Annotated in this window: 27 protein-coding genes; 5 read left to right on the forward strand and 22 right to left on the reverse strand. The window is 37.8% G+C overall.

What is annotated here, in order from left to right:
* The first annotated feature begins 147 nt into the window (after positions 1–147).
* Positions 148–567: a DUF4183 domain-containing protein gene (locus tag ACQKN4_RS20660; protein WP_079560035.1), complete on the forward strand. Its 420-nt coding sequence runs from the start codon at positions 148–150 to the stop codon at positions 565–567.
* A 205-nt stretch (positions 568–772) separates the two neighbouring features.
* On the opposite strand, the gene ACQKN4_RS20665 is transcribed toward ACQKN4_RS20660, so the two are convergent.
* Positions 773–1387 (reverse strand): pyroglutamyl-peptidase I, encoded by a 615-nt coding sequence (locus tag ACQKN4_RS20665; protein ID WP_079560034.1) that lies wholly within the window; start codon positions 1385–1387, stop codon positions 773–775.
* A gap of 582 nt (positions 1388–1969) precedes the next feature.
* Here ACQKN4_RS20665 and ACQKN4_RS20670 point away from each other — a divergent pair.
* From ACQKN4_RS20670 to ACQKN4_RS20685, 4 genes are all read left to right on the forward strand, one after another.
* Complete coding sequence (locus ACQKN4_RS20670; protein WP_079560033.1) at positions 1970–2425, forward strand: chemotaxis protein CheX; 456 nt, start codon at positions 1970–1972, stop codon at positions 2423–2425.
* Between the two features lie 357 nt (positions 2426–2782).
* On the forward strand, positions 2783–2905 hold the full coding sequence (locus ACQKN4_RS20675) for a hypothetical protein (RefSeq protein ID WP_255505077.1): 123 nt from the start codon (positions 2783–2785) through the stop codon (positions 2903–2905).
* Between the two features lie 30 nt (positions 2906–2935).
* Positions 2936–3430 (forward strand): cytochrome B5, encoded by a 495-nt coding sequence (locus ACQKN4_RS20680; RefSeq protein ID WP_079560032.1) that lies wholly within the window; start codon positions 2936–2938, stop codon positions 3428–3430.
* Positions 3414–5075 carry a b(o/a)3-type cytochrome-c oxidase subunit 1 gene (locus tag ACQKN4_RS20685; protein WP_427484697.1) on the forward strand — a complete coding sequence of 554 codons (1662 nt, stop codon included), beginning with the start codon at positions 3414–3416 and terminating at the stop codon, positions 5073–5075. The genes ACQKN4_RS20680 and ACQKN4_RS20685 overlap by 17 nt, the downstream gene beginning before the upstream one ends.
* Positions 5076–5314: 239 nt before the next feature.
* Here ACQKN4_RS20685 and ACQKN4_RS20690 read toward each other — a convergent pair whose 3' ends face one another.
* The 21 genes from ACQKN4_RS20690 to ACQKN4_RS20790 all read right to left on the reverse strand — a co-directional run bounded on the left by ACQKN4_RS20690 (position 5315) and on the right by ACQKN4_RS20790 (position 26247).
* Complete coding sequence (locus ACQKN4_RS20690; RefSeq protein ID WP_427484698.1) at positions 5315–6811, reverse strand: carboxypeptidase M32; 1497 nt, start codon at positions 6809–6811, stop codon at positions 5315–5317.
* 491 nt (positions 6812–7302) lie between these two features.
* Positions 7303–7743 carry a DUF1453 family protein gene (locus tag ACQKN4_RS20695; RefSeq protein ID WP_079560029.1) on the reverse strand — a complete coding sequence of 147 codons (441 nt, stop codon included), beginning with the start codon at positions 7741–7743 and terminating at the stop codon, positions 7303–7305.
* 301 nt (positions 7744–8044) lie between these two features.
* The gene (locus ACQKN4_RS20700) at positions 8045–9058 is read right to left on the reverse strand and encodes a serine hydrolase domain-containing protein (protein WP_427484699.1); all 1014 of its coding nucleotides are present in this window, start codon (positions 9056–9058) and stop codon (positions 8045–8047) included.
* 16 nt (positions 9059–9074) lie between these two features.
* Positions 9075–9899: a MerR family transcriptional regulator gene (locus ACQKN4_RS20705; protein WP_427484700.1), complete on the reverse strand. Its 825-nt coding sequence runs from the start codon at positions 9897–9899 to the stop codon at positions 9075–9077.
* 292 nt (positions 9900–10191) lie between these two features.
* A complete protein-coding gene (mdh, locus tag ACQKN4_RS20710) occupies positions 10192–11139 on the reverse strand; it encodes a malate dehydrogenase (protein ID WP_079560026.1) in 948 nt (315 codons plus the stop codon).
* Positions 11139–11498 carry a BMC domain-containing protein gene (locus ACQKN4_RS20715; RefSeq protein ID WP_079560025.1) on the reverse strand — a complete coding sequence of 120 codons (360 nt, stop codon included), beginning with the start codon at positions 11496–11498 and terminating at the stop codon, positions 11139–11141. The genes mdh and ACQKN4_RS20715 overlap by 1 nt, the downstream gene beginning before the upstream one ends.
* Positions 11491–11775, reverse strand: coding sequence for a EutN/CcmL family microcompartment protein (locus ACQKN4_RS20720; RefSeq protein ID WP_079560024.1), 285 nt, complete (start codon positions 11773–11775; stop codon positions 11491–11493). The genes ACQKN4_RS20715 and ACQKN4_RS20720 overlap by 8 nt, the downstream gene beginning before the upstream one ends.
* Positions 11776–11812: 37 nt before the next feature.
* Positions 11813–12679, reverse strand: coding sequence for a phosphate propanoyltransferase (locus tag ACQKN4_RS20725; RefSeq protein WP_079560023.1), 867 nt, complete (start codon positions 12677–12679; stop codon positions 11813–11815).
* Positions 12680–12691: 12 nt separating this feature from the next.
* Complete coding sequence (gene pduL, locus ACQKN4_RS20730; protein WP_079560022.1) at positions 12692–13282, reverse strand: phosphate propanoyltransferase; 591 nt, start codon at positions 13280–13282, stop codon at positions 12692–12694.
* Between the two features lie 280 nt (positions 13283–13562).
* A complete protein-coding gene (locus tag ACQKN4_RS20735) occupies positions 13563–13841 on the reverse strand; it encodes a BMC domain-containing protein (RefSeq protein ID WP_053482447.1) in 279 nt (92 codons plus the stop codon).
* A 16-nt stretch (positions 13842–13857) separates the two neighbouring features.
* Positions 13858–15348 (reverse strand): aldehyde dehydrogenase family protein, encoded by a 1491-nt coding sequence (locus tag ACQKN4_RS20740; protein WP_427484701.1) that lies wholly within the window; start codon positions 15346–15348, stop codon positions 13858–13860.
* Positions 15349–15362: 14 nt separating this feature from the next.
* Positions 15363–16013, reverse strand: coding sequence for an ethanolamine utilization microcompartment protein EutL (gene eutL, locus ACQKN4_RS20745; protein ID WP_427484702.1), 651 nt, complete (start codon positions 16011–16013; stop codon positions 15363–15365).
* Positions 16014–16024: 11 nt separating this feature from the next.
* Positions 16025–17059 carry an ethanolamine ammonia-lyase subunit EutC gene (eutC, locus tag ACQKN4_RS20750; RefSeq protein ID WP_427484703.1) on the reverse strand — a complete coding sequence of 345 codons (1035 nt, stop codon included), beginning with the start codon at positions 17057–17059 and terminating at the stop codon, positions 16025–16027.
* The gene (locus ACQKN4_RS20755) at positions 17060–18430 is read right to left on the reverse strand and encodes an ethanolamine ammonia-lyase subunit EutB (protein ID WP_427484704.1); all 1371 of its coding nucleotides are present in this window, start codon (positions 18428–18430) and stop codon (positions 17060–17062) included. It lies immediately after the preceding gene.
* 5 nt (positions 18431–18435) lie between these two features.
* Positions 18436–19860 (reverse strand): ethanolamine ammonia-lyase reactivating factor EutA, encoded by a 1425-nt coding sequence (locus ACQKN4_RS20760; protein WP_427484705.1) that lies wholly within the window; start codon positions 19858–19860, stop codon positions 18436–18438.
* 21 nt (positions 19861–19881) lie between these two features.
* Positions 19882–20379, reverse strand: coding sequence for a EutP/PduV family microcompartment system protein (locus tag ACQKN4_RS20765; protein ID WP_079560016.1), 498 nt, complete (start codon positions 20377–20379; stop codon positions 19882–19884).
* Between the two features lie 10 nt (positions 20380–20389).
* Entirely contained in the window at positions 20390–20731 is a 342-nt protein-coding gene (gene eutS, locus ACQKN4_RS20770; protein ID WP_079560015.1) for an ethanolamine utilization microcompartment protein EutS, read from the reverse strand.
* Between the two features lie 15 nt (positions 20732–20746).
* Positions 20747–22000 carry an ethanolamine utilization protein EutH gene (gene eutH, locus ACQKN4_RS20775; RefSeq protein ID WP_427484706.1) on the reverse strand — a complete coding sequence of 418 codons (1254 nt, stop codon included), beginning with the start codon at positions 21998–22000 and terminating at the stop codon, positions 20747–20749.
* A gap of 81 nt (positions 22001–22081) precedes the next feature.
* Positions 22082–22660, reverse strand: a complete 579-nt coding sequence (locus ACQKN4_RS20780) for an ANTAR domain-containing response regulator (protein ID WP_079560013.1) — start codon at positions 22658–22660, stop codon at positions 22082–22084.
* Positions 22653–24083: a sensor histidine kinase gene (locus ACQKN4_RS20785; RefSeq protein WP_079560012.1), complete on the reverse strand. Its 1431-nt coding sequence runs from the start codon at positions 24081–24083 to the stop codon at positions 22653–22655. Before ACQKN4_RS20785 ends, ACQKN4_RS20780 begins: the two co-directional genes overlap by 8 nt.
* Before the next feature lie 256 nt (positions 24084–24339).
* Complete coding sequence (locus ACQKN4_RS20790; RefSeq protein WP_079560011.1) at positions 24340–26247, reverse strand: ATP-dependent DNA helicase; 1908 nt, start codon at positions 26245–26247, stop codon at positions 24340–24342.
* Positions 26248–26264: the final 17 nt, after the last annotated feature.

Here is a 26264-nt window from a genome sequence, read left to right on the forward strand (position 1 = left end):
ACACGTTATTTTCTATTTGCAAAAATGGATGTCCAACTATTCAACTAATAATTTTCTTCATATTTTAAAGTAAGAAAAAAGATTGGTGTGCGATTGTAAATCTAATAGTGAATAGATAAGTACGAAGTTAAATGGAGTGATAAACTTATGGTGAACTTTAGGAACCAACGGAAAATCGAGCAAGAATGTGAGTGTGAAGATCGATTTATTTGGCCACGTATAAAAGCTAGTACCATTCCTTTGGAAGACCCTCCCCCAGTTGTTGAACCTAGTAGAAATATTATTCCAACAGTAAATAGATATTTCAATATTGTTACATCGGATATTGATTTGACTAATGGGGCGACTCTATCAGCTAGCCAATTTTGGAAGGATAATGGGAACCAAGCAACCGAATTTATTATTTTTAATCCGAATGGCTACGTTAATCTTTATATCAATGCCGTCATGCAAGAAGGTGGAATTTATACCTTAACTCCAACCACGTTAACCTTAAGTCCAAGTAATTCAACAATTTATAGTGGTACTCCAATCATCATAGAATCAATAGGGTTTTCAACACAGTAATATAAAACCTTGAAATAGGTACTTTATCTGCCTAGACACTGTATTAGTGATAGAATAAACGGGAGTACGTTGATATCAAATCAATCCTACTATCCAATAATTTGTTTCATTACTTATCTAACTAAAAATGGATGACCTAAAATGATGATTATCATTTTAGGTCATCCATTTTACTTCTTTATTTATCCCTATCGTTTGAGGAAAGTCAATCATTTGTTGCACGAATTGTCTCCTCGATACAGAGCCTAATACATGTGATTAAATCTTGGATATTCCATCCCGGTATTTTCCCATGTTGAATCGCCAAATCAAATGACGCAGGAATATGAATAAATCCAGCACGGACCTCTTTATGTTGCTTCGCGTAAACAAGCCCTTCATACATAATATTATTACATAAATAGGTACCCGCCGTATTTGAAATCTCCGCTGGATATCCTTCTTTGCATAATCGATTTACCATATTTCTAATAGGTAGATTCGTGATATAGGCATCTACACCATCATCATAAATGCTCTCATCTACTGGTGTATAACCATCATTATCTGCTTCCCCATCTTTAATATTAATCGCAATTCGCTCTGGCGTTATTTTAAAACGCCCTCCAGCTAATCCTAATGAAATAATGATTCGTGGCTTAATCTCAGCAATATATTGTTTCAGCTGCTGAGCGGATTGCTGAAAATCTACAGACAATATGCGTCCTTCAATTTCATAGCCATCCATCTTTTCTCCATTTAATTTTTCTACAATTTGCATCGTTGGATTTATTTTATATTCAAGAAATGGCACAAACCCTGTTAATAATATCTTCGTCATTTTTTTCACCTAATTTTCTATAGGACGTCGCTTGATTGCCTATCCATTTTTATTTTTTGATACCACAGTTGCCAGAACGACCATTAGCATCAGATAAACATTGTATGAAGTTAATGTCTTATTAATAGCCTCGTAACCATACTACAAAAAAATAATTCTCATTTTCAACATTTTTCAAAAAAAACAAATAATTATCCTCTTTATTCTCTCTAAAGTATGTAAGATAAATATTTTCGTAAAAAAAAGCATGATCTCTAAATTGCTTAGATCATGCTCTACTTTAATAATATTGCCGTTATTGTTCATTCTCTTATTTTAAATGCGCAGTCGCCTGTTTCATAACGTGTTTCCCTACTCCAATATAGATAACCACTACCGTTCCAATCAATACGAATGTCATCGCTAACCGCTCCTTTTTTATAAAAATTTGTATTTTAAAAAACTTAATCGTCCATTTAATGATTTTGAAAATCATTCTCATTAATATAATATAAATTTCCCATTAATTCGTCAAGACATACTTTCATCTTACCCATTTAACATGGTAAGATGTAGAAAAGTCGGAAAAAGGATGCGGTAAAAATGAGTAATTCGAAGTACTTTCAAACTATTTTAAATGGGACAATCCACGCTTTAAAATCGATTCTACCTATGGAGATAGACGTGAAAACGCCGAGTATTATTTCTGAACCATTTCAACAACAGCAAATGGGTGTTTTAATTGGTTTAATAGGAGATTTAAAGGGTCGAGTAATCATTGATTCGTCTCCAGAAACATTTAGTGGCATCGGCAATACGATGTTTGGTATGCCTCTCGAAGGAGAAATGTTGGAATCCTTTACAGGGGAATTTGGCAATATGATTGCAGGGAATCTATGTACTACCGTCGGACAAGAAAGCTTAGAAATTGATATCACACCACCAACAGTGATGGTTGGTAACACAAAATTATACGGCTTTGAAAAGGCCTTTATACTACCTGTCACAATTCCAAGCGTCGGTCCACTGACAGTTCTTTTAACAATTGAAGAAGAATAGAATTCTAGAATATCGAACTGTTCAATTTATACATCCTATGCCTCTACATCAAACAATTATGATCACGCTTTATCATTCTCTTTAATAAACGATGAATGCCCCATAAGGCTCAAGTCCAAATATCATATAGTAAAATTTCTTGAAAAATAATAGATTTCAATAAAAATCACTTCATTTTCAACCGAAATGCGGCCATCTCAATGACTATTGAGATGGCTTTTTTTTATTTCCTCCTCAATTTTTCACATTTTTTTCACATTATTCGTCAAGATGTGTGATTTTTTTCACATCAAAAAGAATTTTATTTATATATCATGGCAATATGAAAGACACACTAAAAGCGAAGGAGGAGCAAAAATGGCAAATAAAAAAAAGTCAGATGAAAATTTAAAAGGTTCACTCTATGCGGTATTTGGAGTAGGAATCATTATTATCTTACTTTGGGTGTACTGCTTCGATTTGTTCATCAATCGTTTTTAATCTACTAAGAATAAGAAAGGACAGAGACATATGCACTTACATAAGTATGAGAAATACTGGCTTGTGTTTGGAGTTACTACTTTAGTAGCATTCCTTATCATTCTCGGCATCGGTGCATTTCATCAAGGCTCACATCCGAACAATGGTAAAAAAACACTAGATTATGAGAAAGTAAATGAATTCCCTCCCTTCGATAATCCTGGTGTTCACAAAGTAGAAGGTAAGGATTGGGACTATGAAGTGGTTGTTTTAGCATCAGCATTTAATTACAATCCGCCAGAAATAGAAGTCCCTCTAGGAGCTAAGGTGAAATTTATCGCAACAAGTGCGGATGTCATGCACGGTTTTGAAGTTGCAGGTACAAATATTAATATGATGCTTGAACCTGGTTACATTTCTGAATATGTGACAGAAGTAAATAAAGTAGGAGAGTTTTTAATTGTATGTAATGAATACTGTGGTACAGGACATACGATGATGCACTCTATGCTAAAGGTGGTGGATCCAAATGAGTCTCAAAAATAATTTGACAAAAGTGGATCGTCGTGATGCGAAGCTAGCAATGGCACATATATACGTGGCATTCATCGCATTATTATTAGGGGGTCTTGCAGGTTTATTGCAGGTTTTCGTTCGTTCTGGTCAATTTACATTACCAGCAGGCATTGGTTACTATCAAGTTTTAACTGTACATGGTGTTTTACTCGGTCTTATTTTAACAACATTCTTTATTTTCGGTTTCCAAATTGCCAGTGTTAGCCGTACATCAGGAACTTTTTCAAATGGACAACGTCGCCTTGGCTGGATCGGCTTCTGGTTAATGACTATCGGTACAGCAGCTGCTGCAGTAATGGTTCTATTGAACGAAGCATCTGTTTTATATACGTTCTATGCTCCACTGAAAGCTCACTGGATTTTCTATTTAGGCCTTACATTAGTCGTTGTTGGTTCTTGGGTTGGCGGCGCAGGTCAAATTTTACGATATGCTCAGTGGCGTAAAGAAAACAAAGGTAGCGGACAACGAAGCCCATTACTTTCATTTATGGTTGTTGTCAATAATTTAATGTGGTTCGTAGCAACTCTAGGTGTAGCTGTTTCTGTTCTATTCCAGTTACTTCCATGGTCTTTAGGCTTTATCGAACGTGTTGATGTAGCACTTTCCCGTACATTATTCTGGTATTTTGGTCATGCTCTTGTGTATTTCTGGCTATTACCAGCTTACATGGTTTGGTATGTCATTATTCCGAAGGTTATTGGCGGAAAAATTTTCTCTGATTCTTTAGCAAGACTGTCATTTATGCTGTTTTTAATATTCTCTGTACCAGTTGGGATCCATCACCAATTAACAGAGCCAGGTATTGATGCTACGTGGAAATTCATACAAGTTGTTTTAACATTTGCCGTAATCGTACCATCTTTAATGACCGCCTTCTCGATGTTTGCAATGTTTGAATTACGCGGTCGAGAATTAGGTGGAAAAGGGCTTTTCGGCTGGTTTAAAAAATTACCATGGAAAGATGCTCGTTTCTTCGTGCCATTTATCGGTATGTTAGCATTTATTCCTGGTGGTGCAGGCGGTATCATCAATGCTTCTTATCAAATGAACCAATTAATCCATAATACTATTTGGGTTACAGGACATTTCCATTTAACAATTGCAACAACAGCCGTATTAACTTATTTTGGGGCGGCATTTTGGTTAATTCCGTATTTAACAGGTCGTACGCTGACTAAATCTTTAAACAATCTTGGTAATTTTGCCGCTATTTTATGGGCGGTAGGTATGACAATTATGTCTTCTGCTATGCATATTGCTGGTCTGATTGGTGCACCGCGTCGATCTGATTACTCTGAGTATGGCGGAGCTCAGCAAGCTTATGATTGGATTCCTTATCAAATCGCTCAAGCTGTTGGTGGCACAATTCTATTCATCGCCATCATAATCATTATTTATATTGTGGTGAAATTAGCATGGTTTGCACCAAAAGGCGAAGAGGAATTCCCTGTTGGTGAGGTACATGAAAACGGTGGTACGACACCAGCTATTTTAGAGAACTTTAAAGTATGGCTAGTTATTTTAGTTGCATTAATTTTATTTGCTTATACTATTCCAATTATCGATATTATTTCTAATTCTCCACCTGGCTCTAAAGGCTATAAGCTCTGGTAACAATATTTTGCATCTTCATAAAAAGCGATTTCTCATCTAGAGAAATCGCTTTTTTTATAGTTGTAGCGACAGCAACAACAAATGTTTTCTGTAGCGAAAGCAGCAAAGCGCCCAGTCGGAACGGATATCACCCCCTCGTTTTACAGAAAAGCTATACTTCATTTTAATCTTATTGACAGAATAGTCTTTAACAAAGCGTGAAAAGCGATTTCTCTATAGTAGAGAAATCGCTTTGTCCTTTAAAGTTGATATAGCTTCGTATACTTTTCTTGTAAATAATTTGCTAAATATTTGGCGTTTAAGCCTTCCCCTGTTGCCTCTTGTAACAATTCGAACGGTTTCTTCAGCGCTCCGTATTGATGGACTTTGTCTGTTAACCACTCACGAATTGGAAGAAGCTCACCTTTTTCTAATAACTCATCAAAGTTTGGAATATCTTTATCCATTGCATGTTTCCATTGTGCAGCGTAAATCATTCCTAAAGCATAGGATGGGAAATAACCAAACATGCCCCCTGACCAGTGCATATCTTGTAAAACCCCTTTTGCATCTGTCTCAGGGCGAATACCTAAATATTCCTCGTATTTATCATTCCATACTTGTGGAAGATCTTTCGCTTGAAGATCGCCATTAAATAGGTCACGTTCAATTTCATAGCGAATCATAATATGTAGTGGATATGTTAACTCATCTGCTTCAATGCGAATAAATGAAGGTTCCACCATATTAATTGCTCGCAGGAAATCAGTTAATGGTACATCACCAAATTGTGCTGGCGAATGGTTTTGCAGTCGCTCGTAATTATGCTCCCAGAACTTTTCATTCCTACCAACAAAATTTTCATAAAATAAAGATTGAGATTCATGTATTCCCATCGACGTACCCGTTGCTAACGGTAAACCATCAAGCTTCACATCGATATTTTGTTCATACATAGCATGCCCACACTCATGGATTGTTCCAAAAATTGCTGAGCGGAAATCATTTTCATCATATTTCGTTGTAATTCGATTATCTCCATGATTTAAGCCAATCATAAATGGATGCACACTTTCGTCTAGACGACCTGCATCAAAATCATAGCCAAGTTGTGCTAACATTTCCAATGATAACGCACGTTGAGATTCACGAGGGAAATGTTTAAATAATATGCTTGTATCTGGTTTATTTGGTGAATCTGCAATTTTTTGCACAAGAGAAACGATTGTTTCACGTAACTCACCATAAACTTGATCTAAAACATCAGTCGTCATATCCGGTTCATATAAATCTAGTAATGTATTGTATGGAGAACCGTTTTTAATACCCCAATATTGAATGAATTTCTTCTGCCAGCTTATAATTTCCTCTAAATAAGGTAGGAATAAAGCAAAATTATTCGTCGCTTTTGCTTCTTCCCATGCTGTTTCTGCTTTAGATTGTAGAATGACAAATTCCTTATATTCATCAGCTGGAATTTTTTTATTTTGATCGTAATCTTTACGTACTTTCTCTACTAAACGCAGCGTAACATAATCGAGATCTGCCTTTTGCCCCTCTAGTTCCGTTAGTAATTTCCCTAACTCTTCACTAGTTTGCATCTCAAATAAGGAAGCAGATAATGTTCCAACTACCTCTGAACGTTGAGCTAACCCCTTCTTAGGTGCACCGGTACGCATATCCCAATAAACCACACTCAGTGCTTCTCCGTAGTGCTGCATTTTTTTTACATAGTCAGTAAATTGTTGTACAGTCATGCTAACATCCTCCTTTTCACGCTATTAGTTTATCATATTTTCGAAAATTTTGTATATTATGGACTTTTAGTATTTTTCTAGTTCTACTTAAATTAAATATTGATTCTACAAAATTTAAGGCTATGTAAAAAAGGATGCATGGGGATTAAGATTCTACTATTGAATTTTCTATAATGCGTTCAGGAGATTATTATGCCACTGCATACTAGATGAGTGGCGATGTCACATAATTATGTGGTTATGTATCTGGCGAAAAATACTTATTGAGGAAGTAGACAAAGAGAATACAACTTTGTCTACTTTGACCAAACATGGACAATAGAAGGCTGCATCTATCAAACATAGGGCCAAATTATTCTGTTAAAATTATTTCTGCAAGAATATGCTATTTTTTACTAAATATACTAGATGACTATATAAAAGCTGAATACAGAATAATAAATCACTATGATTAGTCTTCGATTTAAAACAATTCTATACTTTATATTGCTTTACTCGCCCATAAGTTGTTTGTATCTCAAATAGATAATATAGCGACGAGAACAAATACTACCCAGTGGTATGAACATAAGAGCATTTGTTAATGATAGCAATGCATGCTCTCTACTCCAATGACCTACCAGTATCCTTAAAAGAAGAAACCCGAAAAACAAAATAATTCCAGCAATAGAGCTTTTTGTAGTAACGATTCCTCTAGTGTGATTCTTACGAATTTTTTCTAGTTTTCCTTTCCATACTCCTATACCCAATCCAACCATTAAACAACTGATATACATCATAATACTTAAAGGCGTTAATTTAATACTTGAAATAGTAGAAAACACCACACCAATTAACAAAACTGGTATGACCCACAATCGAGCTGGTCTAACTTGTTTCTCTTTTAACATTATAAGGACAATGACAATAAAGACGACCAAGTAGCTAACCATTTCTTTCCCTCACTTTATTTTAAAAGTAAAATTCAACCTCAAACTGAAGATGTAGTGAGCACGACCTTCAGAAAAGGGATCTTTCAATACGCTTCTTCATAATGATAACTTCATCAAATTAGACAATAGACTATTTATTATAGCCTATTGTCTAATTTGATGGGATCAAAATTTTTCCTATGTCATAAGTTGATTGGGGTCGAGACTACGAAATACGTTGGGGGATAGTACCGATGAACTTGAAGCAAGCGTGCATCCACCTAATAGGAAAGGAATTATTCCCCTCACTTGAAATATAAAATTATTGATTATTAATTACAGCCGGGATTATATACTCCTTCATTAACGGCCATCTATCTCGAGGATTCATGATGAATTCTGAACTAATTGCCACAACCATATTCAATTTCGGTATACAACAAATCATATTGCCTCCATCCCCTATTGCTGAATATGTAAATAATCCATCTTCTTGGCGTAGCCACCATAAATAACCGTAATTGTGATAGTTTATCTCCGTGGATTCTTGAATCCATGTTTCTGAGAGGACCCTATTATTATTCCACATGCCATTGTTTATATAGAGGTAGCCAAATCGTGCCATATCACGAGTAGTTAATGTTAGTCCCCACCCACCTGCTGAAAGACCGTTTGGATCATGGACCCACCCCTTGACGTTTTTCCCGAATAAATCATCAAACCCATAGGCATTCATTTCGTAGTTCGGAATTTCTTTCATGCCAAGCGGTGTAAACAAATGTTCATTGGCGAACGCTCGTGCACTCTTGCCAGTACTTTTAGTAAGAATTGCTGACAAGACATGTGCTCCAGCTGTAGAGTATTTAAAAGCACCTAAACCCCCATTTGCACCCATTAAATCAAGTGTGTATTTTATCCAATCCTGCTGTTGACATAGCTTATCTAGTGGCTCATGCCAATCCTCAAATGGATAAGGTACTGTCATCGTGAGAAGATGTCGTATAGTAATCTGTTGTTTCTGCTGATCAGAAGCAAACATATACTCTGGGAAAAAATCCAACACCTTTTCTTCAACGCTAATAATATAGCCTTTATCAATTGCGATGCCTATAAGTGCAGAAAGTACACTTTTTGTTACTGATGCTATATGGTGACAATGATCAGAACCTTTGCCATTAAAATATTTTTCATATGCTAAATGACCATCTTTAATAATAATAATGCCATTAATATTGTGATAATCACTTTTTATCGTCTGTTCTAGCTTGGAAAGTTTTTCATTGTTCATATATATGCTTTCAGGTTTTACGGCTTGCCAATTTATTGTTGTTTGCATAGGAACCTCCTAATTATCATTTTTTCTTTACAGGAAAATATACTTCAGTAACATACTCCTCAGGGGCGATTGCTTGATTTGGGTCTGTTACATATATTTCATATGGTGGCAATAATAGCTCATATCCCTCGTTTTCAATCCACTTCATCAAATTAGCGTAGACGGATGTCAATTCTGGATATGCCCCCTTTAAAACAGATTTAGCACAGAGGCTACCAGGCAAATTTCTCGTACCCTTAACAGACTCAGCTATTGAAACGGCGAACTCGGTATCATTGCCAGCAGGATTAAATTCAGGGCTATGGTAAATCGTCATCGCCTGACTAAGTAAAGTGAGCTTCTCCTTCGCAATCCTTTCATATAACTCGCTAAAATAACGACCATATCCCGATGCATAATCATCACTGCTCAATATTAATCGCTTATAAAGGATATTCATTGGCTTTGTTTCTACTAGTTGTACTTCGAAGTCGTCAAGATACGACATGATTGGTACCCCTTTTTCTAGATTTGAAATATCTTGACTTAGTTGTTTTACAACATATTCAAAAGCCTTTAATTTCTCTAGAATTTCATTTCTTTTCTGGTTCAACGCTGAACAAAGTATTTCTTCGGATTGACCCTCTTCTAATGCCAGCATCGTTTTAACTTCTTCAAGAGAAAAATGATAGGATTTTAAACGATTGATATAGAGCATCCTTTTTAGTTGTTCGATGGAATAATACCTATAACCGCTTTCCGCATTAATCTCATCTGGGTTAATTAATCCAATTTCATCGTAGTATCGAAGTGTTTTTGTAGAGACACCACATATTTTTGAGAACTCCCCTATTGATAGCACAAAACCACCTCACTCATTTATTTGTTACTTGCTACCATTCATTTATACACCTTCCCCTAAGGATAAAGTCAACGGTAAAGTTAACTTTATCCTGTGGCGTCTTCTTCAACAAAATGAAGCTCTCTTCGAACTTTCACGTTCAAAGAGAGCTTCTTATTCTATATAAATAAGGGGAATTTTAACTAGCTTTTAAGTGCAATGTTTAGTTTCCAAACATTTTTAAGAGCTAAAGGCTTTTACAACAGATATATAGTTGGGGATCCTACATATCTTATTGCAGCATAGCGTCTGATTACTCTATGTTTTGACAAATTGTTATTACTTGTTTGACGGCTTCTGCCGATTGGTGGAGTGCCGTTTTTTCTTCATTTGTCAGGTGCAATTCAATAACTGATTCTATACCATTGCCGCCTAATATTGTCGGTACACCTAAAAATAATTCGTGGTAACCGTACTCTCCTTCTAAAAGGGCAATAGAAGGAATTATTTTGCGTTGATCTTTCATGATGATTTCGACCATCTGTGCACAGGCAGCAGCTGGCGCATAATAAGCACTGCCATTCCCTAACAAACCAACAATTTCTCCGCCACCTTTACGTGTACGCTCTACGATTTGCTGCAGTCTGTCTTGAGGAATCAGTTTTTCTAAAGGGATCCCTCCAGCGTAGGAATATCGAATTAAAGGGACCATTTCGTCGCCATGCCCACCTAAAACGAATCCTGACACATCCTCTGGTGCAATTTGCAGCTCTTGCGCTACAAATGTATTAAAACGTGCTGTATCTAACACACCTGATTGGCCAATGATCCGATTTTTCGGAAAGCCTGTTTCTTTATAGCAAACATAAGTCATTGCATCAACCGGATTGCTTAATATAAGAACGATGCTGTTTGGAGCATAATGTTTTATTTGTCTAGATACCTGTTGAATAATTTTTGCATTCGTCGCCACTAAATCATCCCGGCTCATGCCTGGCTTACGGGGAATACCAGCTGTAATAATGACAATATTTGCTCCTGCTATATCCTCATAATTACTCGTTCCTTTAATAGAAACATTAAACTTTTCGATTGGTCCTGTTTGTAATAAATCTAGCGCCTTTCCTTTTGTCGGATTCTCCGCTTCTGGAATATCTAACAGGACAACATCTCCTAGTTCTTTTTGTGCCAAAAATAAACTTAAAGTTGCGCCAGTATGACCAGCACCAATTACAGCAATTTTACTTTTCCGAAAAGACATTATGCCTCACCTCGTTGATCAGTTGCAGCTGTTTCCGTCGTTTTTTTAGCACGTGTTGATGTTGTTGCTGGCTTTTTCTTTGGTGCTTCTGGTCCTTTAATCATTTGAAAAACATCTTCATCAGGTCTCGGAATTACGTGAGCGCCTAATAGTTCTCCAACACGCATTGCAGCGGCTTTTCCAGCTTCTACTGCTGCCTGGACAGAACCAACATCACCTTTCACGACAACTGTTACAATCCCGCCATCAACGAACTCTTGCTTGACGATTGTTACATCTGATGACTTAATCATTGCATCAGCAGCTTCGTAAGAGCCTACTAATCCTTTTGTCTCTATCATTCCAATAGCGCTACTCATTCTCCTCACCTCTCATAACTTCCGTAGAATCAATAATACCTATAACAACTGCATCGATAGGCAACGGATTTTCTTTCATAATATATCGTGATGACCCACCACTTGTAATAAGCACATCATCGCCAATTCCTGCCCCGATACGATCTGCTGCTACAATCTCTGAACGAATTGGCTGCTGATTGGAGTCAATTGGTTGAATAATTAATAGTTTTAAGCCATTCAACCCTTCCTCCTTACGTGTTGCCCATACACTGCCTATCACTCTTCCCATTTGCATGAACTTCACCTACTTTATCCTGAATGGACTTTTCTAATTACTCCGAGCGAATTGTTAACGTCTTATTTAACTCTCGTATTTTGTCATAAGCCAATGCCGTGACAATTGTGTTTTTAGGAACAACAATTTCCCGCGCTTCTATTTCAAGTACTTCTACTTGCGAAAGTAGCTTCTTATCAAATTGATAGCTGGATGGTCTTTCAGCTTGTTTTAAGACTGGAGGAATTTCTTTGACATCCATTTGTTCGTTAGCTTGTACATAGATAATTTCAGCAAGTGCACCTTGTTGAATTAATCCTGCATTTGCTTCATCTGTGTCGATATGCATCTCCAATCGATAACGATCCGAAACACGAATAATTACATTGGATAAAATAATCGGTCTCATACCTTCTACTTTAATTTGTACCGATTGTCCATCTGCTACTTGGAACCGAGCGCTATCAGCTGATGACATATGAATATGCGCTTGCGCAATAATGAGCCCTTCATTTAGCACGACACTGCCATTTGGACCGATAAGTGTGACAGGACTGGAACCTTTAATATCTCCTGAAATTCTTAATGGTGGCTTCATCCCTAATTTCATCGCATCTGTCCAGCTTACTTCTACTTGAGATAATGAACGAGCTGGGCCTAATATTCGCACCCGCTCAATGGAACCCTTAGGACCAGCAATAACAACGGTTTCCTCTGCAGCAAACTGTCCTGGCTGTGAAAGTTCAAACTTAGGTGTTAATTGATAGTTCTCACCAAAAAGCTTCTCCACTTCCGCTTGAGCAAGATGGACGTGTCGTGCTGAAACACCAATAGGGATTTTTCCATCATATAGAGAAGAAGGCTGTTTTTTTAAAACTTGTTGCAATACTTCTTCGACAATTTTTTGGACTAAATTTTCCTGCATCTAACCTCCTCCTTACGTTAATGATCTGATAATTCTCCCCTGTGCTTGCTGTTCAATAAAGCCTGCATTCGCTTCATCTGTATCAATATGCATCTCCAAACTAAAATCGTTTGACACACGAACTACAACTCCACGAAACGTCACAGGTCGCTCACTTTCCACTTCAACAGATACAAATTCATTATTTTGTACGTCCAATGCTATTGCATCCTCTTCCGTCATATGAATATGTGCCTGTGCAATAATGACTCCCTGCTTAATTATGATTTCTTGTTCTTGATTGATTAATTTGATGCCTGCTGAACTTTCGATATCTCCCGATTGCCTTAAAGGAGGGGTTAATCCTAGTTTCATTGCATCTGTTCGACTAATTTCCACCTGTGTTGCCGCTCTTACAGGACCTAGTACACGCACATTGTGAAGAACACCTTTTGGTCCCTCAATAGAGACACGCTCTTTGGCTGCAAACTGTCCTGGCTGTGAAAGATCAAAATCCTTCGTTAGCGTTGCATTCGGACCAAAAAGTGCTTGTAAATCCTCTTCACTGACATGTATATGGCGAGCTGAAATGGCCACAGGAAATATCTTTGTTGCTGTTTTCACGTTAGCCACCTCTATATCTATTAGCTATATTGTTATAGGAAATGAAAGCAGGATGAAGCGCAATGTGTAGCATCCTGCCCTTTACTTTATGATGTTCTAACCGTCACTTCCACGGGTCTTTCCGTCGTTTCGATGGTTCTATCCGTCGTTTCGGCTTTTCTTTCCGTCGCTTCGTACTCTATCCATCGTTCCGGCGGGTCTTTCCATCGCTTCGATGGTTCTATCCGTCGCTTCGGCTTTTCTTTCCATCACCTTTAATACGGCTCAGCTCAACCTGAAATTAAGCCTCTGCTTTTGGTAAAATTAATTCTAATTCATGGTGTGGACGTGGGATTACATGAACAGATAGAAGTTCTCCAACACGTTGTGCCGCTGCTGCACCTGCATCAGTAGCTGCTTTTACCGCTCCTACATCACCACGAACTAATACAGTGACAATCCCGCCACCAACATGTACTTTTCCTACTAAATTAACGCTAGCAGCCTTCACCATTGCATCTGCTGCTTCAATTGCTCCTACTAATCCTTTTGTTTCTACCATTCCTAATGCTGTACTCATTTGTCATTCCTCCAAATTATTTATTTTGTAATGTTATTTGTTTTAATACTTGATCAACAATTTGTTGAACCACTGCTGTATCCAGCGATGGATCTTGTGCCTTAATGTTCTCTACTACTGGTTTTGTTAAGAACTTTGGTTTTGGTACCTCTACATCTTTAATGCCATAAGCCATACGTTTAATATTCAATAAATGTCTCGCTGTAATGTTATCGGACGTAATATTGCCACCAAACGTGCCACATCCTAATGTGAAAGATGGTGCTAAGCCTGTAGTTCCACCTACAGCGCCAATAGATGATAATGTATTGATCACAATTCTGGACACTGGTAATTCAATAGAAAATTGCTCAGCTAAAGCTGTATTTTCTGTATGGATCGAGCATGTATGTCCGCGTCCTCCTATGTTTAGCAAATCAATCATTACCTGTTTTGCCTCAGTACTGTCCTCAACTGTGTATAACGCAAATATCGGGGACAGTTTTTCCAATGAAAATGGAATGTTCTTGCCAATCATCGTTTCCATACCAACAAGTACTTTTGTATCTTCCGGCACGGTAACACCGATAGAATCTGCTAAGCAAGCTGCTGACTTACCTACAATTTGAGGATTTACTTTCCCAGGGATTGGAGAAATCAACTTCTCCATTTTTACCTTCTCTTCATCACTCAAAATATAAGCACCGTTTTTCTTTAACTCTGATAAAACTTGCTCGGCAATAACTTTATCTACAATCATTGACTGCTCTGTAGCACAAATCGTACCGTTATCAAAAGACTTACTTTGGACAAGCTGGCGAACAGCTTTGGATATATTCGCCGATTTTTCAATATAAGCTGGAACATTTCCTGGTCCTACACCGTAAGCCGGTTTGCCCGAACTATAGGCTGCTTTTACTAGCGCACCCCCTCCAGTCGCTAATATTAAGTGAATATCGGGGTGCTTCATTAATTGCTGCGTAGCCTCCATGGAAGACAGTGTTAAACAGTGTAGCAAGCCTTCTGGTGCTCCCGCTTTTTCTGCTGCTACTCTACAAATCTCTAAAGCTTCCTTTGTACATTCAACTGCATATGGATGCGGGCTTAGAACAAGACCATTTCTAGTTTTCAATGAAATAAGTGTTTTAAAAATTGCTGTTGATGTCGGATTTGTCGTTGGGACAATGCCCGCAATTACGCCAAACGGACTTGCAATCTCTGTCACTTTCTTCATTCGATCGAAACCTACGACACCGACAGTCTTTAAATCTTTAATATCTTCATAGACATCTCTAGAGGCAACCTCATTTTTCATCTTTTTATGATTAGGAACACCCATCCCTGTTTCCTGAACGGCCATATTTGCCAACCGTTCTGCCTCTTTAAATGCGGCATCCGCAACAGCTTTGACGATATGATCTACCTGCTGCTGTGAATACTGCATATACGTAGCCTGTGCAATATTGGCATGTCTCACAGCGTCTCTCATTTCTTGAATGGCTAATAAATCTTTATCAAATGTGGCCATAAAGACCCACCTTTCTAAACAACTGGATTTCTTGTTAAATTTTCAATAGCTTCTCTAAAAGCATTTGCAGCAGCTTGGCAGGAAGATTGACTACCACTTACTAAACCGCCACCAAAATTGGTTTCAGATGGTGGACCAAAGAAAACCTTTAGCTCTACATCTGCCGCCTTTAATGCAGCATCTAAACCAACGACAGCTTCAAGTGGCGGTGCGATTAAATAAGCGAGGGCTGTTCCAACCTTAACGTTCGCTAGCTCTGCCAAATACGTGCCACAGCTAGCTACAGTATGTGCAAAAAGAGCGTGGTTTTCATTTTGAAGGATCGCTTCAAAATACGTATCAAACTGAATTTTCTGCTGAATCGCATCAAAGCCACTTCGTATTTCATCAGGCGATCTACCAGCAATGATGCCAATGACTTCACCAGATAATGGGCCAGATGCATGAGCCGCTCCAGCATAAAAGCTTTTCGCATACACAACATCAACATCTGCTTTTTTCGTAGCCTCGTCCAAAGCTACATAGCCAACATCATCTATTGTTAGTGTTACGAGTCCAATGCTATTGTGATATGGCTTTAAATCTAATTGCTCCGCTAGTTCACTATTCACTCTTGGAATGACTTGCATTGCTAAAATTTCTGCCATAATTTTTTGAGGATTCATCGTTTGGCCCCCTAACCTTCTTTTGCCACAAGACCAACTCCACTTGCCTTGTAATGCAATATTTTTTGCACGACTGTTCCTAAATAGGCTCCAGCCTCTAACGGCGGGATACCACCTTTATGAATGTTCGAAACGACCATTCGATCAGCCTCTACTGTGCCAATTCTAGGTTGATAGCATATATAAGCACTCATTGACTCGGCTGATACAAGTCCCGGACGCTCACCGATTAGATAAACAATCACTTCTGCTTGTAAAAGCTCGCCTATTTCATCCATAAGAGCTACACGCCCTTTATCAATATAGAAAGTCGTTCCTATTTCTATATTTAAATTATTAAGACTTTGCTGTAACGCTAAATAAACATCTTGCACATTTTCTTCAATCGCACTTGCACTTAATCCGTTAGATATGATGATTTGTACCTTTGGATTTTTTGCACACTTCGATTGGATAAGCGTTTTTGATTCAGCTGATAAACGACGACCTAAATCTGGTCTAGTAATGTATTCCTCCTTATCTGTCACTCTTGTTGTTACTTGAAAGACATCAAGCTTTTGTAGGAGCCCTTCTGTCACTTCCCCATAAACTGCATCTACTGCCGCTGCATGATCGAGACGGAACTTTAGCCAAGTTTTGGTTTTTGGCCTTGTCCCCGCTCTCCCAACACCTATTCTTGCAGGTGTATGCTTTTTAGCAGCTTGAACACTTTCAGACACTTCATCCTCTTCAAATTTAAAGGCTGTAATAGGTGCCATAGTGTCAGTTGGTTCATCATTACTTACGCTGTAGTACGATTGTTCATGGTTATGTGATTCAGATTGATAAAGTTTTATTAATGGTTCATTTGACCATTCTGTTGCGCTCGGAATTGCTACTATATCAGCTACACTAGTTTCCTTAGCTTGAAGTTTAATAAGTATTTCCTTTTGGTCTTCTGGTGGTACAGCCGTATCATGAGATTGTTCGTCGGGCGTTTGATTGCCCATCTTATCTATTACGAGCTGTGTAATCATTGATACTAATTGTTCATTCAATGGACTCACCTACCTTTCAAATATAGATAAATCGCCAGCTATTGCAGATAGACGACCATTCTCATAAATGCCCATTTTTTCTAACCACGCTAGAAATGCAGGTGCTGGTTTTTTACCAAACGTTTGAAGTAATGTAGCGACATCATGGAAGCTCATTGACTGATAGTTCAGCATGACATCGTCGCCCATTGGTGCAGCTATAATAAAGTTGACACCAGCAGCTGTTAATAAAACACTTAGATCTTCAACATCATTTTGGTCTGCTTTAATATGGTTTGTGTAACAAATATCAACGCCCATTGGAATGCCGTGCATTTTGCCCATAAAGTGATCTTCTAGTCCTGCACGTATAACCTGTTTGTTATTGTATAAATACTCAGGTCCAATAAAGCCAACTACCGTGTTCACAATATACGGATTAAAATGTCTAGCAAATCCGTAATTGCGCGATTCAAGTGTTACTTGGTCAATACCCATATGTGCCTCAGCAGATAGCTCCGAGCCTTGTCCAGTTTCAAAATAGAATAAATTCGGTCCAGTTCCTGTTCCTTGCTTTTTCACAAGCTCCTCTGCTTCTCTTATTAGGTCAGCAGAAATACCAAACGAGCGGTTAGCAATTTCTGTTCCAGCAATACTTTGGAAAATCATATCGGCAGGTGCACCTTGTTTAATAGCCTTCATCTGTGTTGTAATATGTGCTAACACACAGTTTTGTGTAGGAATCGACCAATCATTGATAAACTCCTTTGTTGCTTGCAATACTTTTTTCACACTTTCAACTGAATCATCTACTGGGTTAATCCCAATGACCGCATCACCTATACCATAGGACAAGCCTTCTTTTAATGAAGCAATAATACCGTCAATATTGTCTGTTGGATGATTCGGCTGTAATCTTGAGGAAAGTGTGCCCTTTTGTCCGATCGTACTATTACAAGTTGACAGTATTTCCACTTTATTGGCCGCATGGACAAGATCTAAGTTGGACATTAGCTTTGTAACGGATGCAATAATTTCTGAATTCATGCCCTTGCTTAAGCGTTTTAATTCCCTGTCGCCTGTGTCATTGGATAAAATGTATTCTCTAAGTTGCTCGATACTCCAGTTTTTAATTTCTCCATAAATTTGCTCATTAACATCACCTTCAATAATGCGTGTCACTTCATCCTCTTCGGGAGGAACTAATGGATTTTCTCTTATATCTTTCACTAACAGCTCACTTAGAACCGCCTTTGCCGCAATTCTTTGTTGTACAGATTCAGCAGCAATTCCAGCTAACTGATCTCCTGATTTTTCTTCATTGGCCTTGGCCATTACATCCTTCAATGATTTAAAATTATATTTTTCTCCACCAAATATCACCGATAGATTCACATTCATCCTCCTTACTTTGAGTGAAAAGCAAGTGTTTTTACAACGACTGGGACAACTCCAGATGGCAGTACTTCCCCAATGTCAATGTAATCGCCTGTTTCCACTTTGATTTGATCGATGCAAATGATGGGAACTGTTTGATTAATCGCTTGTAACGTTTGCCCAATAACTTTTGCATAATCTGATTGAATGACTATGATAATTGGTAGTTCCTTGGAGCTTATCGTCGCTAAGTGTTTCAAAATAGCCTCACATAAAGCACGGACATCCTGGAAGCTTAAATAGGGTAACTGGCTGAAATAGAGTGCAAACGGAGAGCGATTCTCCTGTATAGAAAATAGAGCATCGGCTCGTTCAACCGCTGTTTTTACCGCATAGTCGAATTCTTGGCTGTTCGTATCCAAATGACAATCGAAAACAGGCACATTTTTTAAAGGCAAAATTTCCGCGTCTACTTGAATCGTTGCACCACTAATCTCAGTTGTTTGGGTACCTGCACCAGTCACCGTTGCCCGTGCTGTTTCCTCTGGTTTTAGCCATAAAAAGGATTGTAACTGTTCGTGCTGCAAAAGATATGTCGCCAATTTTTCGCCAATATCATCATATTGACGGTTTGTACATTCCTGTTCATAAATACAAGCAGCTACACCACCGGAAAAAACGACTGCTTCAACTGGTTTATTCCAAGTTGGCAAATGTCCTAGCAATAACGGATGTTGTTCATCTGTCAATTGTCCGCTTAGAGTCATCGCTACTATATCCGCCATTTCTTGGATTAGTTGTGTGACACGTACATCCTCTGCTGCATCACCCACCTTTAATGGCTTTGACCATTTTTTCATCAGTTTCATAATGGGTGGTGAAATCGATTGGACAATGCCATTTTGAAATTCTATGAGTCTCCCTCCGACATGCAATGTACACGTACCGATTACTTCTCCGTACTGCATTACTGCAATATTTGCTGTACCACCACCGATATCGATATTAGCGATAACTTTGGCCGTATTTTTAGATTGTTGTAAAGTACCCGCGCCCTTTGCTGCAATGATTCCCTCCAAATCGGGTCCGGCAGTAGCAACTAAAAAGTGTCCAGCTGTATCTGCGATCGCATGAACCACCTCGCTAGCATTTTCTTTTGTTGCAGATTCGCCTGTAATAATAATGGCACCTGTTGCAATATCTGCTGGTGCAATTTGGGCCAATTGATATTGCTGAAAAATAAATTGCTCGATTTTTTCCATATCGATAATTTCTTTATTGATAAATGGTGTTTTAATAATCGGGCTTTGATGTAAAACCGTTTTTTCAATAATTTCTATTCGAGGCACATGCGTTACACCTGCAACGTTTTTCAACAGAAAACTACTGACGACCATTTTTGTTGTACTTGTTCCAATATCAATGCCTGCACTATAAATTTTTTGGGTCTTCAACTTACTCCCCCCCTCTCGCCACTACGGGCTATACATGAGATAAGGACTATCACGATCCTTCACAAATTGGCGAATTTCTTCGTCACAATTGAGCTGAATAAGTGGCGCTATAAACTCAACACCAAGCTTTTGCCACGAAGAGGTTTTCACAATAGGACCATGTGTCATGACATTTTGTAATAACGCTGTTGCTCTTTCTACATCTGCAAGTGGTGCATCAATTTTTGTAATAACACCAATTTGTATTTTAGGAATTCCTAAGCTAAATTGCGGAGGAAAAACACTCCTTGATGACGTGGCATCCTGCAAATAAATTACATGTGTCACTTCAAGCGATGTTGCCATGATGTTTTTGTAATACATTGGATTTTCTATATATTCTCCGGGTGTATCAACAATCCAGTCATCATAAACGAGCGCCTGTGTTTTATTGGCTTGTCTATCTTTTCCTAATAACGCATTCATTAATGTCGACTTCCCTGCTTGCACACCACCTATGATCATTACTCGATTTTTCATACGGCACATCCTATGACTTCGTTATTTTTGATGGCGTATAGCCAAGCTTCTCTGATAGAAAACGATTAATCTCTAACATCGCCATTTCAACCTCGGAAACACTGCCAACAATTACGAGACTGCCGGTAAAGCGATCTAAAAACCCAAGTTTTACGTTCGCTGCCTTTGTTGCTAAATCCCCTGCGATAATAACTGTCTCACTTGGTGTACATGTCATGATGCCAAGTGCACCTGCTTCTTGAATACCTAGCTTTTGAAACATATCAGGGTCAGGGTTTGCAATTAGATGACTTAATGTTAGCTGCTTTCCTGGCACAAACTCCTGAATAAACCGTTTCTTTTCTTCACTCACACGTCATCACCTCTTTCAAGTTTTTTCAAGGCTAGTATCTGTTAAATATTCTCCTTCTTTAATAATGCCTGCCTCACGATCCTCTTGTTCTAGCCTTAGAGCTGTAGGAACAGATAGCTTATAGGCCAATATAATTGCGATAACACCCGCTAAAAACTTACCTGCAATAACCGGTAAAATAATGGTCGGTTGGAAGTTAGCTGTAAACGATAAATGATCTCCTAGAAGGAATGCTGAACAAACTCCAAAGGCAATGTTAATGACCTTATCTTTCGGTGGCATATGTCGAACAAGTGTAAACATGGCTAAAATATTAGCAATTGTCGCTAAAATACCTGCGCTCCCTACTGACGATAGGCCTAATTTTTTACCTCCTGCCTCTAGAGGCTTCGATGCATATTTTCTTATTAAGTACACCATTGGGAATGCACCCGCTAGCATAATACCGATGTATCCAGCTGTTTCAAGTGCCCGGAATTGATCGACTTTATCTGCCATGATCGGATCAAAGCCCCATGCACCAAAAACCTTCGTAAAAATACCTGTGAAAATTTCTACAATCGAGAACACTAGCACAAGCTTGATAGCAGCATCCATCACACGTCCAAAAATCATGAAGCCTTTGATCATGCCATTTGGAATTAGTTTTAGACCTAACGCAATTAACACGACAAAAATAAATAATGGCAATAAATTAATTAATATTTGTAAAACAGAAATGGCAAAAACATATGTTGGTGCCGCTGTTGTACTAATTACTTCACGAACCTCCGTATTGAACATCACAATCAAAATAGAAGAAATAAATGCTCCAATCGGAATTGTTAAAACACCCGCCATAATACCTAAAGCCATATATTTATGATCTCGCTTATCTAACATGGCAAGCCCCATTGGAATAGAGAACACAATTGTTGCACCTGACATAAATCCGACAACTAGAGCCATGACCCATCCCTCATAGGACTCTTTTAAAGCATTTGCTAATTGATATCCCCCCATGTCCGACGCTAAAATTGTCGTTGCCGCAATCGCTGGATCAGCACCAATCCATTCAAAAATTGGGCTAATAAAATGACTTATAAACCACGTTAAGTAAGGTATAGCTGCCATGATCCCTGCAGCAGGTACAAAAATATGTCCAACCGTATGAATTCCATTCATAAACTCTTTACCGATTCCATATTCAGCATCTCGAATTGCTCCAATTGCTCCTAATACTGCACAAATCATAATAATATAAACGATCACCGTTCCTATCATTGCCATCCTTCTCATCACCCCTTTTATTTTTCTATATATAAAAAAAAGACGCATTTAAAGAGGAGATCTCTTTAAAGCGTCTTTGCTTTAACTATTTACTTGTAAAGTATTGATAATGCGCCTTGCAATAAGCGCCATTTCCTGTTGAGTCTGCATACTTTCACTTCGAATTTTTTTATAAGCTTCGTCCTCACTAAGGTTCTCTGACTTCATGAGCAAACCTTTTGCTCGTTCGATTATTTTTCGCTTTTCTATTTCTGTTTGTTTATGCAGTAATTCCCCGTTTAAACGGTTGAACTTATCAATCTGGTGAAATGCTACTTCCAACGCCGGAAGGACATTCTTCTCAGAAAACGGTTTCATAACATAGCCTAAAATATTATCCTGCTTCATGTACAGTAACAATTCTTTTTCACTATAAGCTGATATAAATAGCACTGGTATACCAAGCTGCTGTTCAATAACTTTACTTGCCTTTAAACCATCTAGCTTTGGCATTTTAATGTCCATTAAGATTAACTGTGGCTTATGTGTAAAAGCCAACTCAATTGCTGATTCTCCATTGTTTGCTTGCGCTACCACTTCGTAGCCATTATCCTCTAACATAAACTTCAAATCAATTGCAATAAGGGACTCATCTTCGACAATCATAACTTTCCTAGTCATTTAGGATAAATACCTCCTCACTTACAGGGAACTGGATTTGAGTATGTGTACCTTGTTCACTAGGGATAATTGAAAATATGCCAGCTAAATCATGTTCAACAAGCCTTGTTATAATCTCCATTCCAAACGATGCCTTCACCTCTTGCATTCCAACGCCATTGTCAGAAATATGAAGTGAAATAGAAGAAGCATCTTTTTGAAATTGGATATCGATTGTTCCCTCTTCACGACCAATAAAAGCATATTTCAGTGCATTTTGCAGTAGCTCACAAATGATTAATGCGAGCGAAACAGCTTTTTTAGAATGACAAAATAACTGTATATTATCGTGATGAAAGGTTAATTGAATAGATGATGTGTTGGATGTGCCAACCATTTTATGACCAATCTTTTTAGATAACGCGATAACATCTACTTTCTCTTCAGCGTTATCCTCATTTTCTAAAATAAGTTCATAAACAGATGAAATACTATATATACGATTTAATGCCTCTTGAAAAGCACTCGCACTGGAAGCTGACAAGTCATTTCGCATTTGCAAGCGCAATAGACTCGTGACTGTTTGTAAATTATTTTTCACTCTGTGGTGAATCTCTCTTATAGCGAATGTTTTCATCATTAATTCATTTTCTTTCAGCTTAAGCTCTGTAAGATCATGAATTATGAGAAGTGTCACTTTATCACGTTGATCACGAATAGGAATTTTCTTCACAATAAAAGATTTACGATCAATCGTAACTTCTAAGAAAAAGACATCATCGCCTTTATCATAGATTTCCTGTAAAAAAGGTAAAATTTCATCCAAAGCAACGTTGTTAAAACGCTCAAGTCCGGATAGCTCTGATATAAATTGGTAGCCTGCAGGATTGCTATAGATGACTTTGTTTTCATGATTTGTAAGAATAATCGATTCCACTAGCAAATCAGAAACAACTGGAATCGGTTGAGAGTTCGGCTCAACAATATGCTCAATTAATGCAAAAGGCATTTGTTGAAAATCATCTTTAGGTGTTGTTTTCATTTCCACCTTTTTTTCTTGGATTAACACAGCAATAACTTGTTGTTGGTCATTAAAGAGAGGAACAACGTTTTGTTCAACCGTTATGCCTTCCTGAGTGATTGCTCTAGTCATTGACGATTTTTCTTTATTTTTAAAAGCAGCAAATACTGCTGGCTCAAAGCTTTCAAAGACAAATTTGCCAATTACAGATTTTTCGTATAAGCCTCTTTCTGTTTTTGGGAATGCCTCTGCCACAACAATTGCATGTGGCAAGTTTTCCAGCATACAATCTATGAACATATAACAATCTGTCAACTCAGCGTAATACGATAATGTAATTTCAAGTTCTATTAACTTCTCTACATCCGTTGCAGATAAGCTCGTATATTTTCGACACAATGATTGAATGTTCGACAGGTTCATGCCCCCTATCACAGAATAATTAAATATTAAATTTGATTATTCTAAAATTTCTTGTCATTATTATAAACCTTTTGCAAAATTATTTTCAATATAAAAAATAATTTATTTTATTAAATTTCATTGCATTACAAAGAACTATATAGCTTAAAAGAGAAATATTCAACACTTTTTTCAAACACAACATTATCCCACGATAAAAATGTTATTTTAATATATAAAAAAAGCGAGAATGCAACAGGTGCAAACTCGCTTTTTTCTACTTTATTTCTGGGGTAACAGCTAATATATCTTCAAATGTTTCCCGCTGCTTTGCCTCTTCTTCATTCATTAAAATATGGATATCTCCGCGGTCGTTTGAAGTACGAATTAAACGCCCCATTCCTTGCTGCAAACGAAGTTGCATAAATGGTAATTCCACTTCTTCATATGGATTTTCTGCAAATGTACGTTTCGCATCAAATAATGGATCGTGTGGAGGGAACGGTAAATCAAAAATAATAACTCGTGTTAATGCCTCCTCCGGCAAATCTAGACCTTCCCATAAATGATAGGAGCATAATGTTTTGATCGCGCCTTCTTGGAAATCACGAACAATTCCTGACAGTTCACGATCCCCTTCAAACGCTACATACATTCGTTCCATAAGAGGTAGTTCCGCTTTGAAATCTAACATTGCTTGTTTGGATTTAAATAAAATTAAAGTTTTTTCACCGTCACGTAATAGCTGTTGAACCCGCGACGTTTTCTCCTTTTGAGAAAGTTCATGTAAATAAATTCGCATAACTTCTTCATAATCAAATGGAGAAGGAACAGAAAACGATTGATAATCACGAATTCCTAAACTATAGGCAATATATGAAAAATCTTTTTTCACTGATAAAGTTGCTGAAGAAAATATGATTGGAAGTTTTTTAGAGAATAGTTTTTCTGCTAAAACTTCTGTAATAAGACGCGGCATAATGACAAGCGTTTCTTCCCCATCAGTTTCCTCTAACCAATCTACTGCATCTCCTTGTGCTATAAAAATACGTAAAGAAGCCTCGTATTGTTCTAAATACTCCTCTGCCATATTTAATTCATACTCCGGAATCATATACATTTCAGATTCAAAGACAAATTCCTCAAGTAATGTTTCGACATCTTGAATAAGTTGTTTCCCGTATTTCAATAGATTTGGCGATTTGTTAATACGTTTACGCTCTTCTTTAGAAGCGACTAGATCGTCTCGTAGTTGGTCAAAAAATAGCTCATGGTCATCTTGTAATTTTTCCATCGCGTATAATGTACGTTCTCGCACACCATCTACCATTAAACGCTCTAACAATTGAACAATAGTTGTCGCCTGTACTTTATACGTCATTGCTTTTTGTGCAGCATATTCTAATAAATGACCTTCGTCTAGCACAATCATTGATACATCCGGCAATAAAGCTAATTGCCCTTCACGTTCACGCGACTCCTTTGTAGCTAAATGTTCCATCAAAAAATCTTGTGAACAAATAATGAGATCCGCTGATTTACGATAATGTGCACGATGTAATGTTTGACCACATCGATTACGTAGGTCACATACTGAACACTGCATAATCGAGTTGTAATTTACTTTTTGCCAATCTTCATCACTAACTGTTGGATAATCGCTTCTTTCACCATAGGGTTGTATTGCAATCATCGAGCCCTGTGCATACACTCCATCAGGTATAGAAAACGAAATATCATCAATCCATTCATCAGTTTCGACTTTCTCAGCTTCCTCAAAACGCTTTAAGCATAAATATTGGTCACGTGACTTTGCTAGGCGGACATCGATTTCAAGACCTAACGTTTTTTGTAGCTTATAAATATCGCCGCCCTCTTTTACTAACTGGTCAATTAAGGTTTCATCAGCACATGCGATAAGGGCTGGTTTACCAGTATAGCGTGCATAAGATACAGCCGGTAGTAAATAGGCAATTGTTTTACCAGTCCCTACCCCTGCCTCTGCAAAAAGCACGTTTTTCTCTTTGAGGGCCTGCTCGATTTGATAAGCCATAAAGATTTGTTCATCACGGCATTCAAAGCCCTTTTCAGGTAATTCATCGTAAAGGACGTCCCCCATCCAGTCACCTAATGACTCAAAAAATGAGCGGTCCTTCGTTAATACAAATGGTAAAGATTTACGCAATTGACGCTCCCCCTCTA

Origin of the sequence: Lysinibacillus sp. NPDC093692, assembly GCF_050280125.1 — a bacterium.
Taxonomy (GTDB): domain Bacteria; phylum Bacillota; class Bacilli; order Bacillales_A; family Planococcaceae; genus Lysinibacillus.